General features: G+C 62.3%; 18 protein-coding genes. 12 read left to right on the forward strand and 6 right to left on the reverse strand.

Annotated features, from left to right (window positions below):
- The first annotated feature begins 111 nt into the window (after positions 1-111).
- Both purE and purK read left to right on the forward strand, forming a co-directional pair.
- On the forward strand, positions 112-621 hold the full coding sequence (gene purE / locus AB8W27_RS15270) for a 5-(carboxyamino)imidazole ribonucleotide mutase (protein WP_041923288.1): 510 nt from the start codon (positions 112-114) through the stop codon (positions 619-621).
- Positions 618-1,685, forward strand: a complete 1,068-nt coding sequence (gene purK / locus AB8W27_RS15275; RefSeq protein ID WP_012815611.1) for a 5-(carboxyamino)imidazole ribonucleotide synthase — start codon at positions 618-620, stop codon at positions 1,683-1,685. Before purE ends, purK begins: the two co-directional genes overlap by 4 nt.
- Before the next feature lie 140 nt (positions 1,686-1,825).
- Here the strand turns inward: purK and AB8W27_RS15280 are convergent, their stop codons facing one another.
- Together AB8W27_RS15280 and AB8W27_RS15285 are read right to left on the reverse strand one after the other, a co-directional pair.
- Complete coding sequence (locus AB8W27_RS15280) at positions 1,826-2,971, reverse strand: PLP-dependent aspartate aminotransferase family protein (protein ID WP_012815610.1); 1,146 nt, start codon at positions 2,969-2,971, stop codon at positions 1,826-1,828.
- Between the two features lie 11 nt (positions 2,972-2,982).
- Positions 2,983-4,353 carry a pyridoxal-phosphate dependent enzyme gene (locus tag AB8W27_RS15285; protein ID WP_012815609.1) on the reverse strand — a complete coding sequence of 457 codons (1,371 nt, stop codon included), beginning with the start codon at positions 4,351-4,353 and terminating at the stop codon, positions 2,983-2,985.
- A 334-nt stretch (positions 4,354-4,687) separates the two neighbouring features.
- Here AB8W27_RS15285 and mnmH point away from each other — a divergent pair, with 334 nt between their 5' ends.
- Complete coding sequence (mnmH, locus tag AB8W27_RS15290) at positions 4,688-5,821, forward strand: tRNA 2-selenouridine(34) synthase MnmH (RefSeq protein ID WP_012815607.1); 1,134 nt, start codon at positions 4,688-4,690, stop codon at positions 5,819-5,821.
- On the opposite strand, the gene ybbP is transcribed toward mnmH, so the two are convergent.
- Positions 5,811-8,225, reverse strand: a complete 2,415-nt coding sequence (gene ybbP, locus AB8W27_RS15295) for a putative ABC transporter permease subunit YbbP (protein ID WP_041923287.1) — start codon at positions 8,223-8,225, stop codon at positions 5,811-5,813. The two genes, mnmH and ybbP, sit on opposite strands and share 11 nt — an antisense overlap.
- Positions 8,222-8,908 (reverse strand): putative ABC transporter ATP-binding protein YbbA, encoded by a 687-nt coding sequence (gene ybbA / locus AB8W27_RS15300; RefSeq protein WP_012815605.1) that lies wholly within the window; start codon positions 8,906-8,908, stop codon positions 8,222-8,224. Before ybbA ends, ybbP begins: the two co-directional genes overlap by 4 nt.
- On the opposite strand from ybbA, the gene tesA reads away from it, so the two are divergent.
- The 7 genes from tesA (at position 8,876) to AB8W27_RS15335 (ending at position 15,624) form a co-directional block, all read left to right on the forward strand.
- Positions 8,876-9,505, forward strand: a complete 630-nt coding sequence (tesA, locus tag AB8W27_RS15305) for a multifunctional acyl-CoA thioesterase I/protease I/lysophospholipase L1 (RefSeq protein WP_041923286.1) — start codon at positions 8,876-8,878, stop codon at positions 9,503-9,505. The two genes, ybbA and tesA, sit on opposite strands and share 33 nt — an antisense overlap.
- Positions 9,506-9,533: 28 nt before the next feature.
- Positions 9,534-10,304, forward strand: coding sequence for an SDR family oxidoreductase (locus tag AB8W27_RS15310; protein ID WP_012815603.1), 771 nt, complete (start codon positions 9,534-9,536; stop codon positions 10,302-10,304).
- Positions 10,305-10,362: 58 nt separating this feature from the next.
- A complete protein-coding gene (locus tag AB8W27_RS15315) occupies positions 10,363-11,217 on the forward strand; it encodes a co-chaperone YbbN (protein WP_041923285.1) in 855 nt (284 codons plus the stop codon).
- A 110-nt stretch (positions 11,218-11,327) separates the two neighbouring features.
- On the forward strand, positions 11,328-12,245 hold the full coding sequence (locus tag AB8W27_RS15320) for an SPFH domain-containing protein (RefSeq protein WP_041923284.1): 918 nt from the start codon (positions 11,328-11,330) through the stop codon (positions 12,243-12,245).
- Entirely contained in the window at positions 12,242-12,697 is a 456-nt protein-coding gene (locus tag AB8W27_RS15325) for an NfeD family protein (protein ID WP_012815600.1), read from the forward strand. The genes AB8W27_RS15320 and AB8W27_RS15325 overlap by 4 nt, the downstream gene beginning before the upstream one ends.
- Before the next feature lie 93 nt (positions 12,698-12,790).
- Entirely contained in the window at positions 12,791-14,935 is a 2,145-nt protein-coding gene (locus AB8W27_RS15330) for a hypothetical protein (RefSeq protein ID WP_041923283.1), read from the forward strand.
- Positions 14,905-15,624 (forward strand): DUF3142 domain-containing protein, encoded by a 720-nt coding sequence (locus tag AB8W27_RS15335; protein WP_041923282.1) that lies wholly within the window; start codon positions 14,905-14,907, stop codon positions 15,622-15,624. The genes AB8W27_RS15330 and AB8W27_RS15335 overlap by 31 nt, the downstream gene beginning before the upstream one ends.
- Before the next feature lie 2 nt (positions 15,625-15,626).
- Here AB8W27_RS15335 and cueR read toward each other — a convergent pair whose 3' ends face one another.
- Complete coding sequence (gene cueR / locus AB8W27_RS15340; RefSeq protein WP_004387263.1) at positions 15,627-16,037, reverse strand: Cu(I)-responsive transcriptional regulator; 411 nt, start codon at positions 16,035-16,037, stop codon at positions 15,627-15,629.
- A gap of 175 nt (positions 16,038-16,212) precedes the next feature.
- Positions 16,213-16,440 carry a hypothetical protein gene (locus AB8W27_RS15345; protein WP_007767814.1) on the reverse strand — a complete coding sequence of 76 codons (228 nt, stop codon included), beginning with the start codon at positions 16,438-16,440 and terminating at the stop codon, positions 16,213-16,215.
- Positions 16,441-16,719: 279 nt separating this feature from the next.
- On the opposite strand from AB8W27_RS15345, the gene copA reads away from it, so the two are divergent.
- Together copA and AB8W27_RS15355 are read left to right on the forward strand one after the other, a co-directional pair.
- Entirely contained in the window at positions 16,720-19,227 is a 2,508-nt protein-coding gene (gene copA, locus AB8W27_RS15350) for a copper-exporting P-type ATPase CopA (RefSeq protein WP_041923281.1), read from the forward strand.
- A 286-nt stretch (positions 19,228-19,513) separates the two neighbouring features.
- Positions 19,514-20,314, forward strand: coding sequence for a TraB/GumN family protein (locus AB8W27_RS15355; RefSeq protein ID WP_041923280.1), 801 nt, complete (start codon positions 19,514-19,516; stop codon positions 20,312-20,314).
- The last annotated feature ends 59 nt before the right edge of the window (positions 20,315-20,373 follow it).

Genomic DNA, 20,373 nt, shown 5'->3' on the forward strand with positions numbered 1-20,373 from the left:
TTCTCACGCCTACGCAACCGTTTTCCTTTCCGGTTTTCCGTGATATTCTCAAGGCCCTCGTAACGGCGACCCCGTTGATTTTGCCGCCTGACCACAGGAGTTTTGAGACGTATGTCCTCCAGCCACACCCCGGCGCGTATCGCCATCGTCATGGGTTCCAGAAGCGACTGGGCCACCATGCAGTTTGCCGCAGAAATCCTCGATGCTCTGGATGTTCCTCACCATGTTGAAGTGGTCTCCGCGCACCGCACGCCGGATAAACTGTTCAGCTTCGCCGAAAGCGCGCAGGAGAACGGGTTTCAGGTGATCATCGCGGGCGCAGGCGGCGCGGCGCATCTGCCGGGCATGATTGCCGCGAAAACGCTGGTGCCGGTGCTGGGCGTGCCGGTGCAGAGCGCGGCGTTGAGCGGGCTGGACAGCCTCTACTCTATCGTCCAGATGCCGCGCGGCATTCCGGTCGGCACGCTGGCTATCGGTAAAGCGGGCGCGGCGAACGCGGCCCTGCTGGCCGCCCAGATCCTGGCGCAGCACGACAGCGCGCTGCTGGCGCGCCTTGAGAACTGGCGTCAGAAGCAAACCGAGGAAGTGCTGGAGAATCCGGACCCGCGGGGTGAGGCATGAAGCAGGTATGCGTGCTGGGTAACGGCCAGCTGGGCAGAATGCTGCGCCAGGCGGGCGAGCCGCTTGGCATTCGCGTCTGGCCGGTAGGGCTGGATGCCGATCCGCAGGCGGTGCCGTTCGCGCAAAGCGTTATCACAGCGGAAATTGAACGCTGGCCGGAAACCGCCCTGACCCGCGAACTGGCGCGCCATAATGCGTTCGTTAACCGCGACGTTTTCCCGCTTATCGCCGACCGTTTTACCCAGAAACAGCTGCTCGATAAGCTAAATCTCCCCACCGCGCCGTGGCAGTTGCTGGCTAATAGCAGCGAATGGCCGCAGGTGTTTGCGCGTCTCGGTGAGCTGGCTATCGTCAAGCGCCGCACCGGCGGCTACGACGGCCGCGGTCAGTGGCGACTGCGCGCGCACGAGACCGATATGCTGCCCAGCGAATGCTATGGCGAGTGCATCGTCGAGCAGGGCATTAACTTTTCCGGCGAGGTGTCGCTGGTCGGCGCGCGCGCCCATGACGGCAGCGCAGTCTTTTATCCGCTGACCCATAACCTGCATCAGGACGGCATTCTGCGCACCAGCGTCGCGTTCCCGCAGGCGAGCGCCGCGCAGCAAACGCAGGCGGAAGCGATGCTGCGCGCGATTATGGACGAGCTGAATTATGTGGGCGTGATGGCGATGGAGTGTTTCGTCACGCCGCAGGGCTTGCTGATTAACGAGCTGGCGCCGCGCGTGCATAACAGCGGCCACTGGACGCAAAACGGCGCGTCCATCAGCCAGTTTGAGCTGCATCTGCGCGCCGTGACCGGTCTGCCGCTGCCGCAGCCGGTAGTGAGCGGCCCGTCGGTAATGGTGAATCTGATTGGTACCGATCTGAATTACGACTGGCTGAAGCTGCCGCTGGTACATCTGCACTGGTATGACAAAGAGGTGCGTGAAGGGCGTAAAGTCGGGCATCTGAATCTGAGCGATGCCGAGGCGACGCTGATTGACGCCACGCTGGAAGCGCTCGCTCCGTTGCTGCCGTCGGAATATGCAAGCGGCATCGCCTGGGCGCAGGCGCTGTTACGATAAGAAAAGCACCCTGCGGGGTGCTTTTTTATTGGGTGTCGCGAGTGCCTGAACGGTGGGCGCGCTCCGCTTACCCACCCTACGAGTATTAGCAACGGTGAAATTGTAGGGCGGGTAAGCGCAGCGCACCCGCCGGGCCAACATTATGCCTCCAGCGCCTGTTCGAGATCCGCCAGCAAATCCTCCGCGTCTTCAATCCCCACCGACAACCGAATCAACTGCGGCGTAATCCCGTTCGCCAGCCGCTGCTCAAGCGGAATCGAGGCGTGCGTCATACTGAACGGCTGGCTCACCAGGCTCTCCACGCCGCCAAGGCTCTCGGCAAGCGTAAAGAGCCGCAACTTTTTAATCACCTGCGCCGCACGCAGGTCATCGCCACGCACCACGATGGAAATCATACCACCCGCAAGCGCCATCTGACGGCGCGCCAGCGCATACTGCGGGTGGCTCTCCAGCCACGGGAAAAACACTTTTTCCACCTGAGGATGCTGCGCCAGCCGCTGCGCAATCTTCAGCGCGCTGGCGCTGTGCCGCTCCATACGCAGCGCCAGCGTGCGGATGCCGCGCAGCGTCAGAAAGCTGCTGAACGGATCGAGCACGCCGCCGACGGCGTTCTGCAAATAGGCCAGTTGCTCCGCCAGTTCAGGGTTATCGCCCACCACCGCCAGCCCGGCCACCACGTCCGAGTGGCCGTTCAGGTATTTGGTGGCTGAATGCACGACGATATCAAACCCAAGCGTCAGCGGGCGGTGAATCGCGGGCGACGCAAACGTATTGTCCGCCACGCTTATCACCCCACGGCGCCGCGCCAGCCCGGCGATAGCCTCCAGATCCGCCAGTTTCAGCAGCGGGTTGGTCGGCGTCTCGACCCAAATCATCCGGGTTTCCGGGCGGATCGCCGCCTCCAGCGCCGCGAGATCGTCCGGTTTCACCCAGGAAACGGTCAGCCCCGCGGTGCGCTTACGCACGTTCTCCAGCAGACGGTACGTGCCGCCGTAAACATCGTCCACCGCCACGATATGGCTCTCTTTGTCGAGCAGCTCCAGCACCGTGGAAATCGCCGCCAGCCCGGAGGCGAACGCAAACCCCTGGCTGCCTGCCTCCAGTTCCGCGATGGCGCGCTCCAGCGCGTGACGCGTCGGGTTGCCGCTACGCGAATATTCATAGCCGGTATGCTCGCCGGGCGCAGGCTGCGCGTAGGTGGAGGTGGCGTAGATCGGCGGCATCACCGCGCCATGCTGATCGTGATGCGTGCCGCTGTGCACGCTGAGCGTTGCAAATTTATCCATGATAAAACTCCTTATGATTCAAGCTGGTTGCGCCAGCGGTTCAGCACATCGGTGCGGGTGATAAGCCCGAGAAAGCGCGTGTCGTCAGTAATGACCGCCACCAGCCCGCGTTCGAAAACCTCAAACAGCGCCCGCTCGCTGGCGCTTTTATCGAGCGTCACCACCTCGCGGTTCATGGCCGCCGAGACGGGCGTGAGAAAGCGCTGGCTGTCGCCCTGAATAAAGGTCAGCAGGTCCCACTCATCGACAATGCCCACCACCTGCCCCTGCGCCAGCACCGGAAGCTGAGAGATATCGTAAAGCCGCATCCGGGCGAGCACCGTCGCGAGCGTGTCATCGGGTGCTGCGGTCACCGCTGCGCCTTCGTCATGGCGAAACGCGATGTAATCTCGCAGATCGCCTACAGAAGGCCGCGTCTGTAGCCCCTGCTGGCGCAGCCAGTCGTCATTGAACATTTTCGAGAGATATTTATTGCCGCTGTCGCAGGCGAACGTTACTACGCGCTTCGGCGCGGTCTGCGCACGGCAGTAACGCAGCGCGGCGGTCAGCAGCGTGCCGGTGGAAGAGCCCGCCAGCACCCCTTCGATTTTCAGCAGATCGCGCGCGGCGGCGAACGCGGCGGCGTCGGTCACGCGAAAGGCCTGCCGGACGCCCTCCAGATGCGCGAGCGGCGGAATGAAATCCTCGCCGATGCCTTCGACCAGCCAGGATCCCGCCTCGTGATAGCGACCCGTTTCAACCTGATCGGCCAGGATCGATCCCGCCGGATCGGCGAGCACGAATTCGGTATGGGGCGAGTGCTCGCGGAACCAGGCCTGTAGCCCGCCGAGCGTGCCGCCGGAGCCGACACCCACCACGATGGCGTCAATGTGTCCGTCAGCCTGCGAAAAAAGCTCAGGCGCGGTCGTGGTCTGATGCGCCAGCGGGTTAGCCGGGTTATTGAACTGGTCGATATAAAACGCGCCGGGCGTTTCATCGGCGAGGCGCTGCGCGTAATCCTGGTAATACGCCGGGTGGCCTTTGTTAACGTCCGAGCGGGTGAGCCGCACGTCCACGCCCAGCGCACGCAGGTGATAAATCTTCTCGCGGCTCATTTTGTCAGGCACCACCAGAATCAGCCGGTAGCCCTTTTGGGCGGCGATAAGCGCAAGGCCAAGGCCGGTATTGCCCGCCGTGGCTTCAATGATGGTGCCGCCGGGCGCAAGCCGCCCCAGGCGTTCGGCCTCGTTAATCATCGAGAGCGCCACGCGGTCTTTAATGGAGCCGCCGGGGTTCTGGTTTTCCAGTTTCAGCAGCAGTTCACACGGGCCGGTATCGAGCTTTGCGAGGCGCAGCAGCGGCGTCTGCCCGATAAGAGAGGTTACAGAATCGACTATCGACATGGTCGGTTTATCCGGTCATCAGAGAATGGCCAAATGATAGGACTGCGTTTTTGCGTGGTTAAAGAATCATTCGCGGCCCGTTAGAACCAGATGGAATATTCTGTGCTGTTCTGGCGGTAAAGAAGGCGAGCGGTAAAGTCGTCCGGAAATATCGATGGCTGAATAAAGCGTTTTCGCTGCGATTTTCACCGTTTTTTCAGTCGAACACGTCCGGCTTTGCTGGTTTGCGCATTTGGATTGCCGGAATTTATCGAAGCCGCCCGGCGCGTTTTCCGTATACCCCGGCAAGAGTGAGCGGCGTACAATAGCGGCGTTTTTAAAAAGCGAGAACAACATGAAAAAGGATGCAGGACGGCGGCCAGACAGCGACGACGCGCTGGCGCTAATCACGCGCGGCGTCACGCTGATTGATGTCCGCGCGCCGGTGGAGTTTGCGCAGGGCGCCATGCCGGGGGCGATAAATCTGCCGCTGATGAATAACGACGAGCGCGCGGCGGTGGGCACCTGTTACAAACAGCACGGCCAGCAGGCCGCGCTGGCGCTCGGCCACCGTCTGGTGTGCGGCGAGACGCGCGAAGCCCGGTTTCACGCATGGCGTCTCGCCTGCGAGCATCATCCTGAGGGCTATCTCTGCTGCGCCCGCGGCGGAATGCGCAGTCATATCGTTCAGCAGTGGCTGTGCGAGCGCGGCATCGACTATCCGCTGGTGGAAGGCGGTTATAAACGGCTGCGCCAGGCGGCCATGGACGCCACGGATCGCTTAAGCCGTCTGCCGATGGTGCTCATTGGCGGCTGTACCGGCAGCGGCAAAACGCAGCTGGTAAAAGCGCTGCCGACGGGCATCGATCTGGAAGGGCTGGCGCATCACCGCGGCTCGTCGTTTGGCCGGACGCTGACGCCGCAACGGGCGCAGGCCAGCTTTGAAAACCATCTCGCCGCCGCGATGCTTAACCATCATGCCCGCTGGACAACCCTCAATAACCCATTCTGGGTGCTGGAAGACGAAGGCAAAATGATAGGCGCCAACCATCTGCCCGCCGTGCTGCGCGAACAGATGCTACAGGCGCCTGTAGTCGTGGTGGAAGAGCCGCTGGAACGCCGTCTGGAGCGGCTGCGTGAAGAGTATTTTGTGCAGATGCAGGCAGCGTTTCAGGTAGCCCTCGACGATGAAGCCGCGAGCTGGCGCGCTTACGGCGACTACCTGCATCACGGGCTTTACGCCATTCGTCGCCGTCTCGGGCTTGCGCGTTACGCAGAGCTTGCCTCGCTACAGGCCGCCGCGCTGGCCCGCCAGCAGCGTACCGGTGATACCGACGGCCACTTCGCCTGGCTTGCGCCGCTGCTGGAAAGCTATTACGACCCGATGTATCGCTATCAGCTGGAAAAAAAAGCGCAGCACATTGCGTTTCGCGGCGACTATCACCAGGTGGACGCCTGGCTGCGCCGCCGCTACTGCGCTAGCCGTTAAACTGGCGAAACAGCGCTTTACCTTTCAGGAGCCGCACGCCAAGCCAGCCGCCGCACAGCGACAATAGCAGCGCGCCGCAGAGCGGCAGCATCGCCCACAGCCGCCAGTCCGGCTCCCACGGGAAGTCAAACACGCGGGTTTGCAGGACGCCAAGCGCCACTTCGGCCCCGATGGCGGCCACCAGCCCCGCCACCAGGCCAAGCAGCGCGAACTCGCTCCAGAGCGTGGCGCGCAGCAGTTTTTTCTCCGCGCCCAGCGTGCGGTAAACCACCAGCTCCTGGCGGCGCTGATGCATACCCACCTGCACCTGCGCCAGCAGCAGCAACACGCCGCAGGCGGTCACCAGCACGACCATCACCTCCAGCGCGCGGCTCACCTGCTCCAGCACCTGGCCTATCTGTTTGAGGATCGCCCCAATATCCAGCACGCTCACCGTCGGAAACTCCCGGTTAAGCTGCGTCAGCATGGTATCGGCCTTGTCAGCGCGGAAACTGGTCAGGTAGCTCTGCGGCTGCCCGTCCAGCGCGCCAGGCGGGAAGATAAAGAAAAAGTTAGGCCGCAGGCTCTCCCAGTCCACTTTGCGCAGGCTGGTCACTTTCGCCGTAAACGCCTGGGTGTCGCCGGTAAAAGTGACGCTGTCGCCAGGCGCGATATTCAGGCGCTTCGCCAGCCCCTCTTCCATTGAAACCTCGCCCGGCCCCGGCGGCCAGCGTCCTGCGGTAATCGGATTATGTTCCGGGCGTTCCGCCTGCCAGGTAAGGTTCAGCTCGCGGTTGAGCGCTTCATCCTCGTTGCCCGCCGTGGCCTTGCCGTTAATCTGCGTCAGCCGCGCACGCACGATGGGGTAAAACGCCTGCGGGATAACCTGATGCTCCGCCAGAAACGCTTTCACCGCATCACGCTGCTCCGGTGCGATATTAATGAGAAAATAGTTCGGGCTTTCCGGCGGCAACTGCTGCTGCCAGCGGTCGAGCAGATCGCCTCTCAGCACCAGCAGCAGCGCCAGCAGCATGAAAGAGAGCGAGAACGTGGCGAGCTGGCTCAGGGTTTGCCAGGGCTGACGCAACAGGCGGTTGACCGCGAGACGCAGCGCCAGCGAGCGCAGCCGCAGGCGACGCATGCCCCACAGCAGCGCCCAGCCCGCGAGCCCGCACAGCGCCGCCAGCACCACCGCGCCCGCCAGCACCGCCCAGAGCAGCATTCGTCCGCCCATCAGCGCGGCAAGCAGCGCCACCACGACGAACGCCATTACCGGCAAATAGATTTTCAGCGGCCAGAGATTCGCTACGGTGTCGCGGCGTAGCACCCGCAGCGGCTGCGTCGCGAGCAGCAAGCGATAAGGCCGCGCGCCCACCAGCAGCGAAATCACGACCATTGCGCCCACGGCCCACAGCCACGGCCAGAAACTCGCTTCCGGCAGCGCAGCGGGCAGCACTGGCCTGAGCAACTGCATCAGGATCGTTTCGAAAAGCAGCCCTGCCGCCCCGCCGGTGAGGGTCGCCAGCAGCAGCACCATCAGCCACTGACCGACAATCAGCTTGCGCAGCGCCGCGCGTCCGGCGCCCAGCGTTTTCAGAATAGCCACCAGGTCATAGCGGCTACGGCAGTAGTGGCTCATCGCTACCGCCACCGCGGCCACCGCCAGCAGCAGGGTCAGGAGCGCCGAAAGCAACAGGAACTGTTGCGAGCGCTGGAGCGATTTACCGAGCGCGCTGTCGTCCTGCTCAAGGCCGGTCCAGCGGTGTTCCGGCTGAAGCTGCGGCAGCAGCCAGCGTTCATATTGCGCGAGCGCCCCCGGCGTGCCTGCGAATTTATAGCGCCAGGTGAGACGGCTGCCGGGCTGCACCGCGCCGGTCTGTTCGACATCCGTCAGATTCATCAGCAGCCGCGGGGCCATCTGGAACGGGTTAAAGCCGCTGTCCGGCTCCTGGATGACCTCGCCCGCCACCTTCAGCGTCGCGTCGCCCACGTCCACCGGATCGCCAGGTTTCACGCCAAGCAGCGCCATCAGGCGCGGCGCCAGCAGCACCGTTCCCGGCGCGGGCAGCAGCCCCTGCGGGCGCGTTTGCAGCGTGCCGTAGAGCGGGTAGCGCGTATCCACCGCCTTAACGCTCGCCAGCTGCGGGCGGTCGGCGGCGAAGGTCATGGTGGAAAAACTGAGCTGCCGTGAGACGGCAATCCCCTCTTCCCCCGCTTTATCGAGCCACGCCTGCGGCACCGCGCGGGAGCTCCTGAGCGTCCTGTCGCCCGCCATAAATTCACGGGTCTGCTGGCTTAAGCCTTTCTCCATGCGGTCGCTGATGTTGCCGAGCGCCAGCACGCAGGCCACCGCCAGGCTCAGCGCCAGCCAGACAATTAATAGCGACGGCGAGCGCCATTCGCGCCAGAACCAGCGGGCCGTCATGCTTCTTCCCACAGCTTGCCGTCGCGCAGCCGCAGCGTGCGATCGCAGCGGGCCGCCAGTTCAGGATCGTGAGTCACGAGGATAAGCGTGGTGCCGCTGTCGCGGTTTAAAGAGAAAAGCAGATCGGCGATGCGCTCGCCCGTCTGGCGATCCAGGTTGCCGGTGGGTTCATCGGCAAACAGCACCGCCGGGCGGCCGTTAAATGCGCGCGCCAGCGCCACGCGCTGCTGTTCGCCGCCGGAGAGCTGCGCGGGCAGATGATCGAGACGTTTGCCAAGCCCCAGCTGTTCCAGCAAGGCCTGCGCCTGCTGGCGGCTGGCCTTGCCGGTTTCGCCGCGCAGCATCGCGGGCAGTTCGACATTCTCCAGCGCGTTAAGTGTGGGGATAAGCATGAACGACTGAAACACAAAGCCCACATCCCGCGCGCGCAGCCGCGCTCTTGCCTCTTCGTCCATCTGGTGCAGCGGCTCGCCCAGCAGGCGCACCTCGCCGCTGGTGCCGTCGTCCAGCCCCGCCAGAATCGCCAGCAGCGTTGACTTGCCGGAGCCCGACTCGCCCACCAGCGCGATGCTCTGGCCCGGTTTGACAACCAGTTCAACTCCGGTAAGGATGGAAAGTGCGTGTTCCCCCTGACCGACGGATTTATTAAGATGATGAACTTCAAGAATGTTTTCCGCTGGCATTTCCCTTTCCTGTTACTGGCGTTATTAAGCTTTCGCGCCGCCGCGGCGGACACGTTACTGGTGCTGGGCGACAGCCTGAGCGCCGGTTATCGTATGGCGGCGGATGCCGCCTGGCCTGCGCTGCTGAACGATAAATGGCAGCAGCGCGACGTGCGCGTGGTAAACGCGAGCATCAGCGGCGACACCGCCCAGCAGGGCCTTTCGCGCCTGCCAGCGCTGCTTAAACAGCATCAGCCGCGCTGGGTGCTGATTGAGCTTGGCGGCAACGACGGCCTGCGCGGGTTTCCGCCGGATACGCTTTCCGCCACGCTCAGGAAAATCATAGAACAGGTTAAAACCGCGGGCGCGGAGCCGCTGCTGATGCAGATAAAACTGCCAGCGAACTACGGACGCCGCTACAATCAGGCGTTTGAAGCGATTTACCCGGAACTGGCGCAATCCTTTTCCATCTCCCTGCTGCCCTTTTTTATGGAAGAGGTTTACCTCAAACCGCAGTGGATGCAGGACGACGGCATTCATCCCAATCGCGACGCCCAGCCGTTTATCGCCGACTGGATGGCGCAGCGACTGGCCCCTTTAGTTAAACACGACTCATAACCCTGCGGGGCGCTGAGCGGGTAAAGTTATGCAAAAATCACTCTTAATTACAGGATGTTCCAGCGGTATCGGTCTTGCCTGCGCGCACGAGCTGCGCCGCCAGGGGTTTCAGATCCTCGCGGCCTGCCGCAAACCGGAGGATGTGGCGCGGATGAACACGCTGGGCTTTACCGGCATCGAACTCGATCTCGATTCGCCGCAGAGCGTGGAAGCCGCCGCGCAGGAGGTGATTCGCCTGACGAATAACCGGCTGTACGGGATTTTCAATAACGGCGGCTACGGCGTTTACGGGCCGCTCTCCACCATCAGCCGCGCGCAGATGGAACAGCAGTTCTCCACCAACTTTTTCGGCGCGCATCAGCTCACCATGCTGCTGTTGCCCGCGATGCTGCCGCACGGCGAAGGGCGCATCGTCAACACCAGCTCGGTCATGGGATTAATTTCAACGCCCGGACGCGGCGCCTACGCCGCCAGCAAATATGCGCTGGAGGCGTGGTCTGACGCGCTGCGCATGGAGCTGCGCTACAGCGGCGTGAAGGTGAGCCTGATTGAGCCGGGCCCTATACGCACGCGCTTTACGGAAAACGTTAACCAGACGCAGACGGACAAACCGGTCGAAAACCCCGGCATCGCCGCGCGTTTTACGCTCGGCCCCGAGGCGGTCGTCGCCAAAGTGCGCCATGCTTTTGAGAGCCCGAATCCGCGCATTCGCTACCCGGTCACGCTGGTGACCCACGCGGTAGGCATACTGAAACGGCTACTGCCGACGCGAATGATGGACAAAATTTTACACGGGTAAGTTGAAGGCGCGCGCCCCGCCCCCATGTAAAAAGAAAATCGACAACAGAGAGTCACTCATGTCCGAACAGAATATTATCAATCTCAGCGAAGCGAACCTGCACCAGATCCTGGAGCAATCCATGAATGTGCCGGTGCTCTTCTATTTCTGGTCCGATCGCAGCCAGCACTGTCAGCAACTGACGCCGGTGCTGGAGAAACTGGCGAACCAGTATCAGGGCCAGTTTATCCTCGCGAAAGTGGACTGCGATAACGAGCAGGCTATCGCCGGGCAGTTTGGTCTGCGCGCTATTCCGACCGTGTACCTGTTCAGCCAGGGCCAGCCGGTAGATGGCTTCCAGGGCCCGCAACCGGAAGAAGCGATCCGCGCGCTGCTCGATAAAGTGCTGCCGCGTGAAGAAGAGCTGAAAGCGCAGGAAGCGATGGCGCTGATGCAGGAAGGCAAAAACGCCGACGCGCTGCCGCTGCTGAAAGACGCGTGGCAGATGTCGAACCAGGCGAGCGAAATCGGCCTTCTGCTGGCGCAGGTTCAGATCGCCCTTAACCGCTCTGAAGACGCGGAAGCGGTGCTGAAAACTATTCCGTTGCAGGATCAGGACACCCGTTATCAGAGCCTGGTGGCGCAGATAGACCTGCTGAAACAGGCAGCGGACACGCCGGAAATCCAGCAACTGCAACAGCAGGTGCAGCAAAACCCGGATGACGCGCAGCTCGCCAGCCAGCTTGCGTTGCAACTGCATCAGGTCGGGCGTAACGAAGAGGCGCTGGAGTTGCTTTTCGTACACCTGAAGAAAGATCTTAATGCCGCCGACGGTCAGGCGCGTAAGATGTTCCAGGAAATCCTGGCCGCGCTGGGCACCGGTGACGCGCTGGCATCGAAATATCGCCGTCAGCTCTACTCCCTGCTCTACTGATCCCCCACCGGCAAGGATGCCGTGACGTTCCCCTGCCAGATTCGGGCGCTGCGCCCGGGGCTGGCAGGCGGTACAATAGTCGCTATTGCACACAACAGGAGGTTGTTTCGATGCTGTTTATTATTCCCGTTCTTATTTTCGTCGCGCTGGTTATCGTTTTAGCGGGTGTCAAAATCGTGCCGCAGGGTTTCCAGTGGACCGTGGAACGCTTTGGCCGGTACACCAAAACCCTTCAGCCCGGCCTGAATCTTGTGGTGCCGTTTATGGATCGCGTGGGCCGCAAAATCAATATGATGGAGCAAGTGCTCGATATCCCGTCGCAGGAAGTTATCTCTAAAGATAACGCCAACGTCACTATCGACGCCGTCTGCTTTATCCAGGTTATCGACGCGCCGCGCGCGGCGTATGAGGTGAGCAACCTTGAACTTGCCATCATCAACCTGACCATGACCAACATCCGTACCGTGCTCGGCTCGATGGAGCTGGACGAAATGTTGTCGCAGCGCGACAGCATCAACACCCGCCTGCTGCATATTGTCGATGAAGCCACCAATCCATGGGGCATTAAAGTCACGCGTATCGAAATCCGCGACGTGCGCCCGCCTGCCGAGCTTATCGCCTCGATGAACGCTCAGATGAAAGCCGAACGTACCAAACGCGCTTACATTCTGGAGGCCGAAGGCGTGCGCCAGGCGGAGATCCTCAAAGCCGAGGGCGAAAAACAGTCGCAGATCCTCAAAGCGGAAGGCGAGCGTCAGTCGGCGTTCTTACAGGCGGAAGCCCGTGAACGTTCTGCCGAGGCGGAAGCGCGCGCCACGAAGATGGTTTCCGAAGCGATCGCCGCGGGCGACATTCAGGCGGTGAATTACTTTGTGGCGCAGAAATATACCGACGCGCTCCAGCAGATTGGCTCCTCCAGCAACAGCAAAGTCGTCATGATGCCGCTTGACGCCTCAAGCCTGATGGGCTCGATCGCGGGTATCGCCGAGCTAATGAAAGAGAGCGGCACCGAGCGTAAACGCCCATGATGACGCTTATCCTCTCTCACCCTCACGTCTTCTGGCTCTGCCTGGGCGGCCTGCTGCTGGCGGCGGAAATGCTCGGCGGTAACGGCTTTCTGCTCTGGAGCGGCGTGGCGGCGGTGGCGACCGGGCTGCTTACCTGGCTTCTGCCGCTGGGCTGGGAGTGGCAGGGCGTCAGTTTCGCGCTGTTCATGCTTATCGCTGTCTGGCTCTGGTGGCGCTGGCTGTCACGGCGGGCGCAGCCGCGGCCTGACAATGCGCTTAACCAGCGCGGCCAGCAGCTTATCGGCCAGCGCTTTACGCTGACGCAGGCGCTGGAGAATGGTCGCGGGCAGATCACCGTCGGCGACAGCGTCTGGCCGGTGACCGCGAGCAGCGATTTACCGGCAGGCACGGTCGTGGAAGTGGTCGCGCTTGACGGCATTCGCCTGCGCGTACAGGCCAGCCGCACGCAATAACCGATTCTCGCAAGACAGCACTGTTCAATAAAAGCCTGTTCGGGCATGATCCGGGCAGGCTTTTTTACAAAATATTCACAAGGAAACGACGTTATGACGCTACGACTGACAGGGATTGCCCTTGCGCTGCTGACGCTGCCCACGCTCTGCGCGCAGGCCTCTTCCGATATCGAAGACTGCACCTGGGGCGCGCCCGGCTGCGTACTGCAAAGCGAGCCCTGGCTTAATGTGAATAACGACACCCGCGATAACCTGATTCGCATGATCAGCGAACAGAAACATTTCGCCCTGCCGGTCTGGCCGCTGCCCGCCGACACGCGCGCCACCCGCGATTACCACTTCGGCTACCACGAAGAAGATGCCGCTGAGGCTGCCGCCACCGGCACCGCGGCAGGCGACGCGCCGGATCCGCTGGCAACGCTGCTGACCAGCATGCATCTCGACCCGACCGCCGCGACGCTCAGCGACGCGGACCGTGAGAACCGTTTCGTCTCCAATAATTCGCAGAGCGTTATCGCGTTTCTGACCGCGCTGAATAATGAGAAATCGCTTACCGACGCGCAGCGCCAGCATCTGGCGCAGGCCCGCCTGAGCATTTATCAGGCGCCAGACAGCGCGCCCGACAACCTCAACGCGCCGCAGGGTTCGGCCGCCGCCGCGTTCGATGCTTACCTTGGCGCCGCGACCGCCTTTTACCAGGGCGACTACCCCGCCGCCAGGGAGAGCTTTACGGCGCTCAAGGCGAGCAACCAGCCGTGGGTGGCGCAGACCGCCGCCTATATGCTGATGCGCGTGGCGCTTAACCAGAGCAGCGCCACCGCCGTCGACGACGATTACGGCCTGTTTGATACCACTAAAATCGACAAAAACGCCGCCCGCGAGGCGCTGACCTTTTCCGAGGCTTATCTGAAAGCCTGGCCGGAGGGCGACTACGCTGACTCCGCACGCGGCATGCAGCGTCGCATCTACTGGTATCTCCAGGACTGGGACGCGCTGGCCCCGCGCTACGAGCAGGCGCTGAAAGCGGCCCCCGACGCCGACGCCCTGCGCGCGCTGCTTTTAGAGAACGACAGCAAACTGCAAAGCAAAGACGCCAGCGGCGACACCTGGTTTGTCAGCAGCCCGGACGCGCCGCTGCTCACCTTTACCCAGACGCTGCGCTGGCTGCGCGAGTATGAGCGTAAAGGCGACAAAAACCCGCACGTAACGCGCCAGATGCTCGACGACTACAAGCCGTTCTATGAAAAAGCGGGGCTGATGGCGCAGTGGAACTACCTGCAAAACGCCTGGCTGTTCTGGCAGCAGCAGGATTACGCGGCCGTCGTGGCGGCCATTAAGCCTGCCGACAGTGTGCCGCAGAACGATATTCTCGCCTTCAGCGAGCAGGTGCTGTACGGCGACGCGCTGGGCGCGCAGAAGCAGTGGGCCGCCGCGCGTGACCACTGGCAGCGCCTGCTGAAATCCGCAAAGCCAGGCGCAGAGCAACAGCTGTTGCAGATGAAGCTGGCGGCCGCGCTGGTTGAGAACAACGAAACCGCGGCGATTTTCGCGCCACAGAGCCTGGTGACGGGCCTGCGCTACCGCTCGCTGGTGCTGAAAACCAACGCGCCGCTGGATCTCCTTAAAGACCAGGCGCTGCACGGCATGAATAACGAGGAGCGCACCATCGCGCTGCATACCTTGCTCACCCGCCATCTGACCGAAGGCCGCTACCAGGATTATCTCCAGGACAAAGCGCTTGTCAGGGATCTCAAACCGCTCGATGAACAGGCGTTCGGCGACGTCAGTCTGAAAGTCTTCGCCTGGAAAGGCGATGACGTGGCGGAAGGCTACGCCTGTACGCCGCTCGACGAGACCGCGAAAACGCTGGCGGCGCATCCTGACGACAGCCACGCGCTGAACTGTCTGGGCGAGTTTTTCCGCGTAACGGGCGCGCAGGTTAACCCGTGGGGCGATACCGGCGGCAACAGCACGCTTGATACTGTGACCCGTACCGAACATCCGGTCGGGCTGCCGAACCGTCAGCACTATTACCAGCAGGTGATCGCCAACCCGAAAGCCGAACCGGAAGATAAAAGCTACGCGCTGTACCGCGCCGTGATGTGTTATGCGCCGTCAGGGTATAACGACTGCGGCGGCGAGGATGTCGATAAAGCGACGCGCAAAGCCTGGTTCGGGCAGCTTAAGAAAAACTGGCCGGGAAGCCCATGGGCGCAGCAGCTCAAATATTACTGGTAAGCCTGCTGCTGGCGACAACGAGCGCGTGGGCGCAGGCGACGCGGGCGAATGACGCCGACTACCGGGCCTTCTGGCTCTGGTCCGGCGTCAGGCCGCCTGCGGCGCTGCGTCAGGCTGAGGTTATCTATCTTCATCAGGGCGATGTAGTGACGCGCCTGGGCAAGCCCGTGTTTGTGCGCCTCGGCCAGCCGGTGGCCCGCCTGCGCGCGCCTGCCCTCTGGCTCACCGTGCGGCTTGAGCGGCTCGATCTCACCGATGAAACGCTCGACACGCTGGCCCGCTTGCCCGTGCGCTGGGCGCAGGCGGGAAATCCGGTGATCGGGTTACAGATTGATTTTGACGCAGCGACACGGCGCATCGACGACTATGGGCAGTTTTTAACGCGGCTGCGGGCGCGGCTGGATGACCGTTTCGCGCTCGGCGTGACCGGTCTGCTCGACTGGGCGCAGACCGGCAGCGTTGCGCAGCTTAACACCCTGCCGGTGGATGAACTGGTGGTGCAGACCTATCAGGGTCGCCACACGGTGCCGGGCTACGCGCGGTATTTGCCCGCCCTGCTCGGCCTGCGCATTCCGTTTAAAATTGGCATCGCCCAGAATGGCGAGTGGGATAACGCGCAGGAGACTACGCTTGCGGCGTCGCCGTGGTATCGCGGGGCGGTGATTTTCGTGATGAACGCCGGGCGCTGACGTTACGCGTCAGCACGCCGGTGGCAGCAGCCGGAGAGATTATCGATAATCGGGCAGTCGGCGCTGTCATCCCCCGGGCACGCGGCGGCGAGATCCAGCAGTTGCTGGCGCATCGCCCGCAGGCTTTCAATATGGCTTTCAATTTCCGCGACCTTTTGCAGCGTGCGCGCTTTGACGTCCGCGCTGTGGCGCGCCGGATCGTTAAACAGATGCACCAGCTCGCGGCACTCTTCCAGGTTAAACCCCACCAGCCGGGCCTGACGCAGCAGCGTCAGCTCGTCGATATGCCGCTGCGAGTATGTCCGGTAGCCGTTATCGCCGCGTAGCGGCGGCGTCACCAGTCCTTTCTCTTCGTAAAAACGAATCGCTTTGCTGGTCAGCCCGGTTTTTTTCGCCACATCGCTGATATTCACGTTTCCCCCTTCAGGCAGGTTTGAATGACGCCGTGCCGTAAAGCACGATGCTACTTCACCAGGTGACGCACGTAATCGCCACAGGCGCTATTCCCCTCGGTAATCCCGGCATTTTGCTATGGGATTATAACGCATGGCGTCCCATAAGGGCTGGCAGAAAGTGTCGCAGGCCAGGTTAATGCTTCTGAATCACTTTTGTGCCGAGAAACCAGCCAGCAAAGGCACCGATCGCAGCCAGTAACGGCGTTCCCACCAGGAAAATCACAAAGTTTTGCGACATTTGATCTTCACCCTGTATCGGCCCCACCACTACGCGACACACCACCGGCAAGATCAGCAGCATCAGCGCTGCGCCGCATACCGCCCCGATCGCAGCAAAAAGCGATAATTTCAGAAATTTCATAACATTTTCCAGAACCAGATTTCTCGTGCGTGTGAAAGAATTTATCAGCGAACCACGCTAACAGAAAACGACCTGCCCTTTCGCCCCTCATTTTCGGTGCCTAATGGACACATTGCCCGGATTTCTGGCGCTCTCTGGACACCCTTTTTACACCTCTCTTTCCATCCGCGATTTAAAACCTTGACCTTCCCCTTGATGGAAGGTTTACGCTTAAGCACAGTTGAAAACATTCCGTTTTCTGGTCAACCCTGAGCTGACCGCTTACTGAGGAGACAACGTATGTCAAACACCATAGAACTGGCCCTGGACGGGCTTTCCTGCGGACACTGCGTAAAACGGGTGAAAGAGAGCCTGGAACAGCGCCCCGACGTTGAACGCGCTGACGTCACTATCGAACATGCCAGCGTCACCACCACCGCGCCTGCGGACGCCCTGATTGAGACGGTGAAACAGGCCGGCTACGACGCGACGCTCGCACACCCAAAGGCTAACCCGCTGACAGAGTCATCAACCCCGTCGGAAGCACTGACAGCGGCGCAACCTGAGCTTCCGGCAGCGGATATCGCCGACGATGACGACAGCCGACAGCTGCTTATCAACGGCATGAGCTGCGCCAGTTGCGTGAGCCGCGTTCAGAGCGCCCTGCAGGGGGTCGAGGGCGTCACGCAGGCACGGGTCAATCTCGCGGAGCGCACGGCGCTGGTGATGGGCCACGCCTCCGCCGCTGACTTAATTGCAGCGGTTGAAAAAGCGGGCTACGGCGCCGAAGCCATCGATGACGACGCCGAACGCCGCGAACGCCAGCAACAGACCGCGCAGGCGGCCATGAAACGCTTTCGCTGGCAGGCGGCGCTCGCACTCGCCGTGGGTATTCCGGTAATGATCTGGGGCATGTTCGGCGACAACATGATGGTCACCGACGCAAACCGTTCGCTCTGGCTGGTCATTGGCCTTATCACGCTCGGCGTGATGATTTTCGCGGGCGGCCACTTCTACCAGAGCGCCTGGAAAAGCCTGCGCAACCGCAGCGCGACCATGGATACGCTGGTGGCGCTCGGCACCGGCGCGGCATGGCTCTACTCCATGAGCGTCAACCTCTGGCCGCAACACTTCCCGATGGAAGCGCGCCACCTCTATTACGAAGCCAGCGCCATGATCATCGGCCTGATTAACCTCGGCCATATGCTGGAGGCGCGCGCCCGCCAGCGTTCGTCGAAGGCGCTGGAACGCCTGCTGGATCTGACGCCGCCAGTCGCGCGCGTCGTCACGCCGGAAGGCGAGAAAAAATTACCGCTGGCGGAGGTGACGCCGGGCATGACGCTGCGCCTCACAACCGGCGATCGCGTGCCGGTGGATGGCGACATTACCGATGGCGAAGGCTGGTTTGACGAAGCGATGCTAACCGGCGAACCGGTGCCGCAGCAAAAAGCGGCAGGTGACACCATTCACGCGGGCACCGTCGTGCAGGACGGCAGCGTGCTGTTCCGCGCCGCCGCGGTGGGCAACCACACCACGCTGTCGCGCATTATCCGCATGGTGCGCCAGGCGCAGAGCAGCAAGCCGGAAATCGGCAAGCTGGCCGACCGCATCTCCGCCGTGTTCGTCCCGGTCGTGGTGCTGATTGCGCTGTTCAGCGGCGCGGTCTGGTATTTCGCCGGCCCGGCCCCGCAGATCGTTTATACGCTGGTGATTGTCACTACGGTGCTGATCATCGCCTGCCCCTGCGCGCTGGGGCTCGCCACGCCGATGTCGATTATCTCAGGCGTCGGGCGCGCGGCGGAATTCGGCGTGCTGGTGCGTGACGCCGACGCGCTGCAACGGGCAAGCGACGTAGACACGCTGGTGTTCGACAAAACCGGTACCCTGACCGAAGGTAAACCGCAGGTGGCGGCCATCGCCACCACGGGCGACATCACCGAAGCGGACGCGCTGCGCCTCGCCGCCGCGCTGGAGCAAGGCTCCAGCCACCCGCTGGCCCGCGCCATCATCGAGCGCGCCGAAGGGGCTTCGCTGCCCGCCGTCAGTGGCTTTCGAACGCTGCGCGGTCTTGGCGTTAGCGGCGAGGCGCAGGGGAAAACGCTGCTGCTCGGCAATCAGGCGTTGCTGGAAGAAAACGGCATCGCGACCGACGCGCTGCGCGATGAGGCGCAGCGTGAGGCGAGTCTCGGCGCCACGCCGGTGCTGCTGGCGGTGAACGGTACGCTGGCGGCCCTCTTCGCCATTCGCGATCCGCTGCGTGCAGACAGCGCCGACGCCCTGGCGCGTCTGCACCGCGAAGGCTACCGCCTGGTGATGCTGACTGGCGATAACGCCGTCACCGCAAACGCCATTGCCCGCGAGGCGGGTATTGACGAGGTGATCGCAGGCGTGCTGCCGGATGGTAAAGCGCAGGCGATTCAGAAGCTCCAGCAGGCAGGCCGTAAAGTGGCGATGATTGGCGATGGCATTAACGACGCCCCGGCGCTGGCCCAGGCGGAAGTGGGGATCGCGATGGGCGGCGGCAGCGATGTGGCCATTGAAACCGCCGCGATCACCCTGATGCGTCATAGCCTGACGGGGGTGGCCGACGCGATGGCGATTTCCAAAGCGACGCTTGGCAATATGAAGCAGAACCTGCTGGGCGCTTTTATTTATAACGCGCTCGGCATTCCCATCGCGGCAGGCGTCCTCTGGCCGCTGACCGGCACCCTGCTGAACCCGGTGGTCGCAGGCGCCGCGATGGCGCTCTCGTCGATTACCGTCGTCAGTAACGCCAACCGGCTGCTGCGGTTTAACCCGAAAAAATAAGCGCAAAGCCCGCCTCAGCGGGCTTTTTTATGGCCGCTGCACGGCGCGCCAGTTATTGCAGGCGAAACTGGAACGTGCGAAACAGGATATCGATCACGGCAGACTGACCGACGGCGATGATTATTTTCGACAACTCATGGACGAATAAAGGACCATGATGGCGGAATACCGGCTCACGGACGAGGCGCAGCGCGATCGAGGTGGGCTGCCCGGTTTGACCCCGCCTCTTGTTTGCACCCGCCCCGCCTGCGCGTTAGCATGGCTTTTTACGTCAGGGGAAGTGGTTATGGGCCTGTTACGTCGTCTGCGCACCTGGTTTGACACTCTGCGCCCCGGTTATCCGTGGCCTGCGGTCGATATTACGCTGCCCGGCGGGCGCTATCTGCACCTGGTCGGCAGCATTCATATGGGCACGGCGGATATGGCGCCGCTCCCCGCACGTCTGGTCGAAAAACTGCGGCGTGCCGATGCGCTGATCGTCGAAGCTGATATCCGTGGCGATGACTCGCCCTTCGGCGATCCGCCGCCCTGCCCGCCGCTCGGCGAGCGTCTCGACGAGGCGCTGTTCAGCCAGCTTGAAAAACATATCGACGATCTGGCGTTGCCGCTCTCCCGGCTGGATACGCTGCCGCTCTGGCAGGTGGCGCTGATTTTACAGGCTCACCAGGCGCAGCGCCTCGGCTTGCGGCCCGATTTCGGCATCGATTATCAGCTCTTAAACGCGGCGCAGACGCACCAGGTGAAAGTGAACGAACTGGAAGGCGCTCAAAGTCAGGTGGAGTTGCTGCGCCGCCTGCCGCAGGACGGTCTGGCGTTGCTTGAAGATACGCTAACCCACTGGCACACCAACGCGCGCCTGTTGCAGATTATGATGGGCTGGTGGATGGCGCGTCCGCCTGAGGCGGCGGGTAGCGTCGCGCTGCCGAACACTTTCAGCGCCGAGCTTGGGGATATGCTGATGCAGCAGCGTAACCGGCAGTGGCACCATTACCTGCTCTCGCTGCCGCCGGGACGCTACGTGGTGGCGGTCGGCGCGCTGCATCTCTACGGCGAAGATAACCTGCCGGCGATGTTTCGCGCGTCTTAAAAAGAAGGCCAGTATCGCTACTGGCCCGTCAAAGAGGAACTTTCGTTATTATCGTTATG

This window comes from Cronobacter turicensis, assembly GCF_041222865.1.
GTDB lineage: Bacteria > Pseudomonadota > Gammaproteobacteria > Enterobacterales > Enterobacteriaceae > Cronobacter > Cronobacter turicensis.

Bases quoted from the DNA above. Each gene is read 5' to 3' on its own strand.
- purE (WP_041923288.1), top strand. From the start codon at position 112: ATGTCCTCCAGCCACACCCCGGCGCGTATCGCCATCGTCATGGGTTCC.
- purK (WP_012815611.1), top strand. From the start codon at position 618: ATGAAGCAGGTATGCGTGCTGGGTAACGGCCAGCTGGGCAGAATGCTG.
- AB8W27_RS15280 (WP_012815610.1), bottom strand. From the start codon at position 2,971: ATGGATAAATTTGCAACGCTCAGCGTGCACAGCGGCACGCATCACGAT.
- AB8W27_RS15285 (WP_012815609.1), bottom strand. From the start codon at position 4,353: ATGTCGATAGTCGATTCTGTAACCTCTCTTATCGGGCAGACGCCGCTG.
- mnmH (WP_012815607.1), top strand. From the start codon at position 4,688: ATGAAAAAGGATGCAGGACGGCGGCCAGACAGCGACGACGCGCTGGCG.
- ybbP (WP_041923287.1), bottom strand. From the start codon at position 8,225: ATGACGGCCCGCTGGTTCTGGCGCGAATGGCGCTCGCCGTCGCTATTA.
- tesA (WP_041923286.1), top strand. From the start codon at position 8,876: ATGATGAACTTCAAGAATGTTTTCCGCTGGCATTTCCCTTTCCTGTTA.
- ybbA (WP_012815605.1), bottom strand. From the start codon at position 8,908: ATGCCAGCGGAAAACATTCTTGAAGTTCATCATCTTAATAAATCCGTC.
- AB8W27_RS15310 (WP_012815603.1), top strand. From the start codon at position 9,534: ATGCAAAAATCACTCTTAATTACAGGATGTTCCAGCGGTATCGGTCTT.
- AB8W27_RS15315 (WP_041923285.1), top strand. From the start codon at position 10,363: ATGTCCGAACAGAATATTATCAATCTCAGCGAAGCGAACCTGCACCAG.
- AB8W27_RS15320 (WP_041923284.1), top strand. From the start codon at position 11,328: ATGCTGTTTATTATTCCCGTTCTTATTTTCGTCGCGCTGGTTATCGTT.
- AB8W27_RS15325 (WP_012815600.1), top strand. From the start codon at position 12,242: ATGATGACGCTTATCCTCTCTCACCCTCACGTCTTCTGGCTCTGCCTG.
- AB8W27_RS15330 (WP_041923283.1), top strand. From the start codon at position 12,791: ATGACGCTACGACTGACAGGGATTGCCCTTGCGCTGCTGACGCTGCCC.
- AB8W27_RS15335 (WP_041923282.1), top strand. From the start codon at position 14,905: ATGGGCGCAGCAGCTCAAATATTACTGGTAAGCCTGCTGCTGGCGACA.
- AB8W27_RS15345 (WP_007767814.1), bottom strand. From the start codon at position 16,440: ATGAAATTTCTGAAATTATCGCTTTTTGCTGCGATCGGGGCGGTATGC.
- copA (WP_041923281.1), top strand. From the start codon at position 16,720: ATGTCAAACACCATAGAACTGGCCCTGGACGGGCTTTCCTGCGGACAC.
- AB8W27_RS15355 (WP_041923280.1), top strand. From the start codon at position 19,514: ATGGGCCTGTTACGTCGTCTGCGCACCTGGTTTGACACTCTGCGCCCC.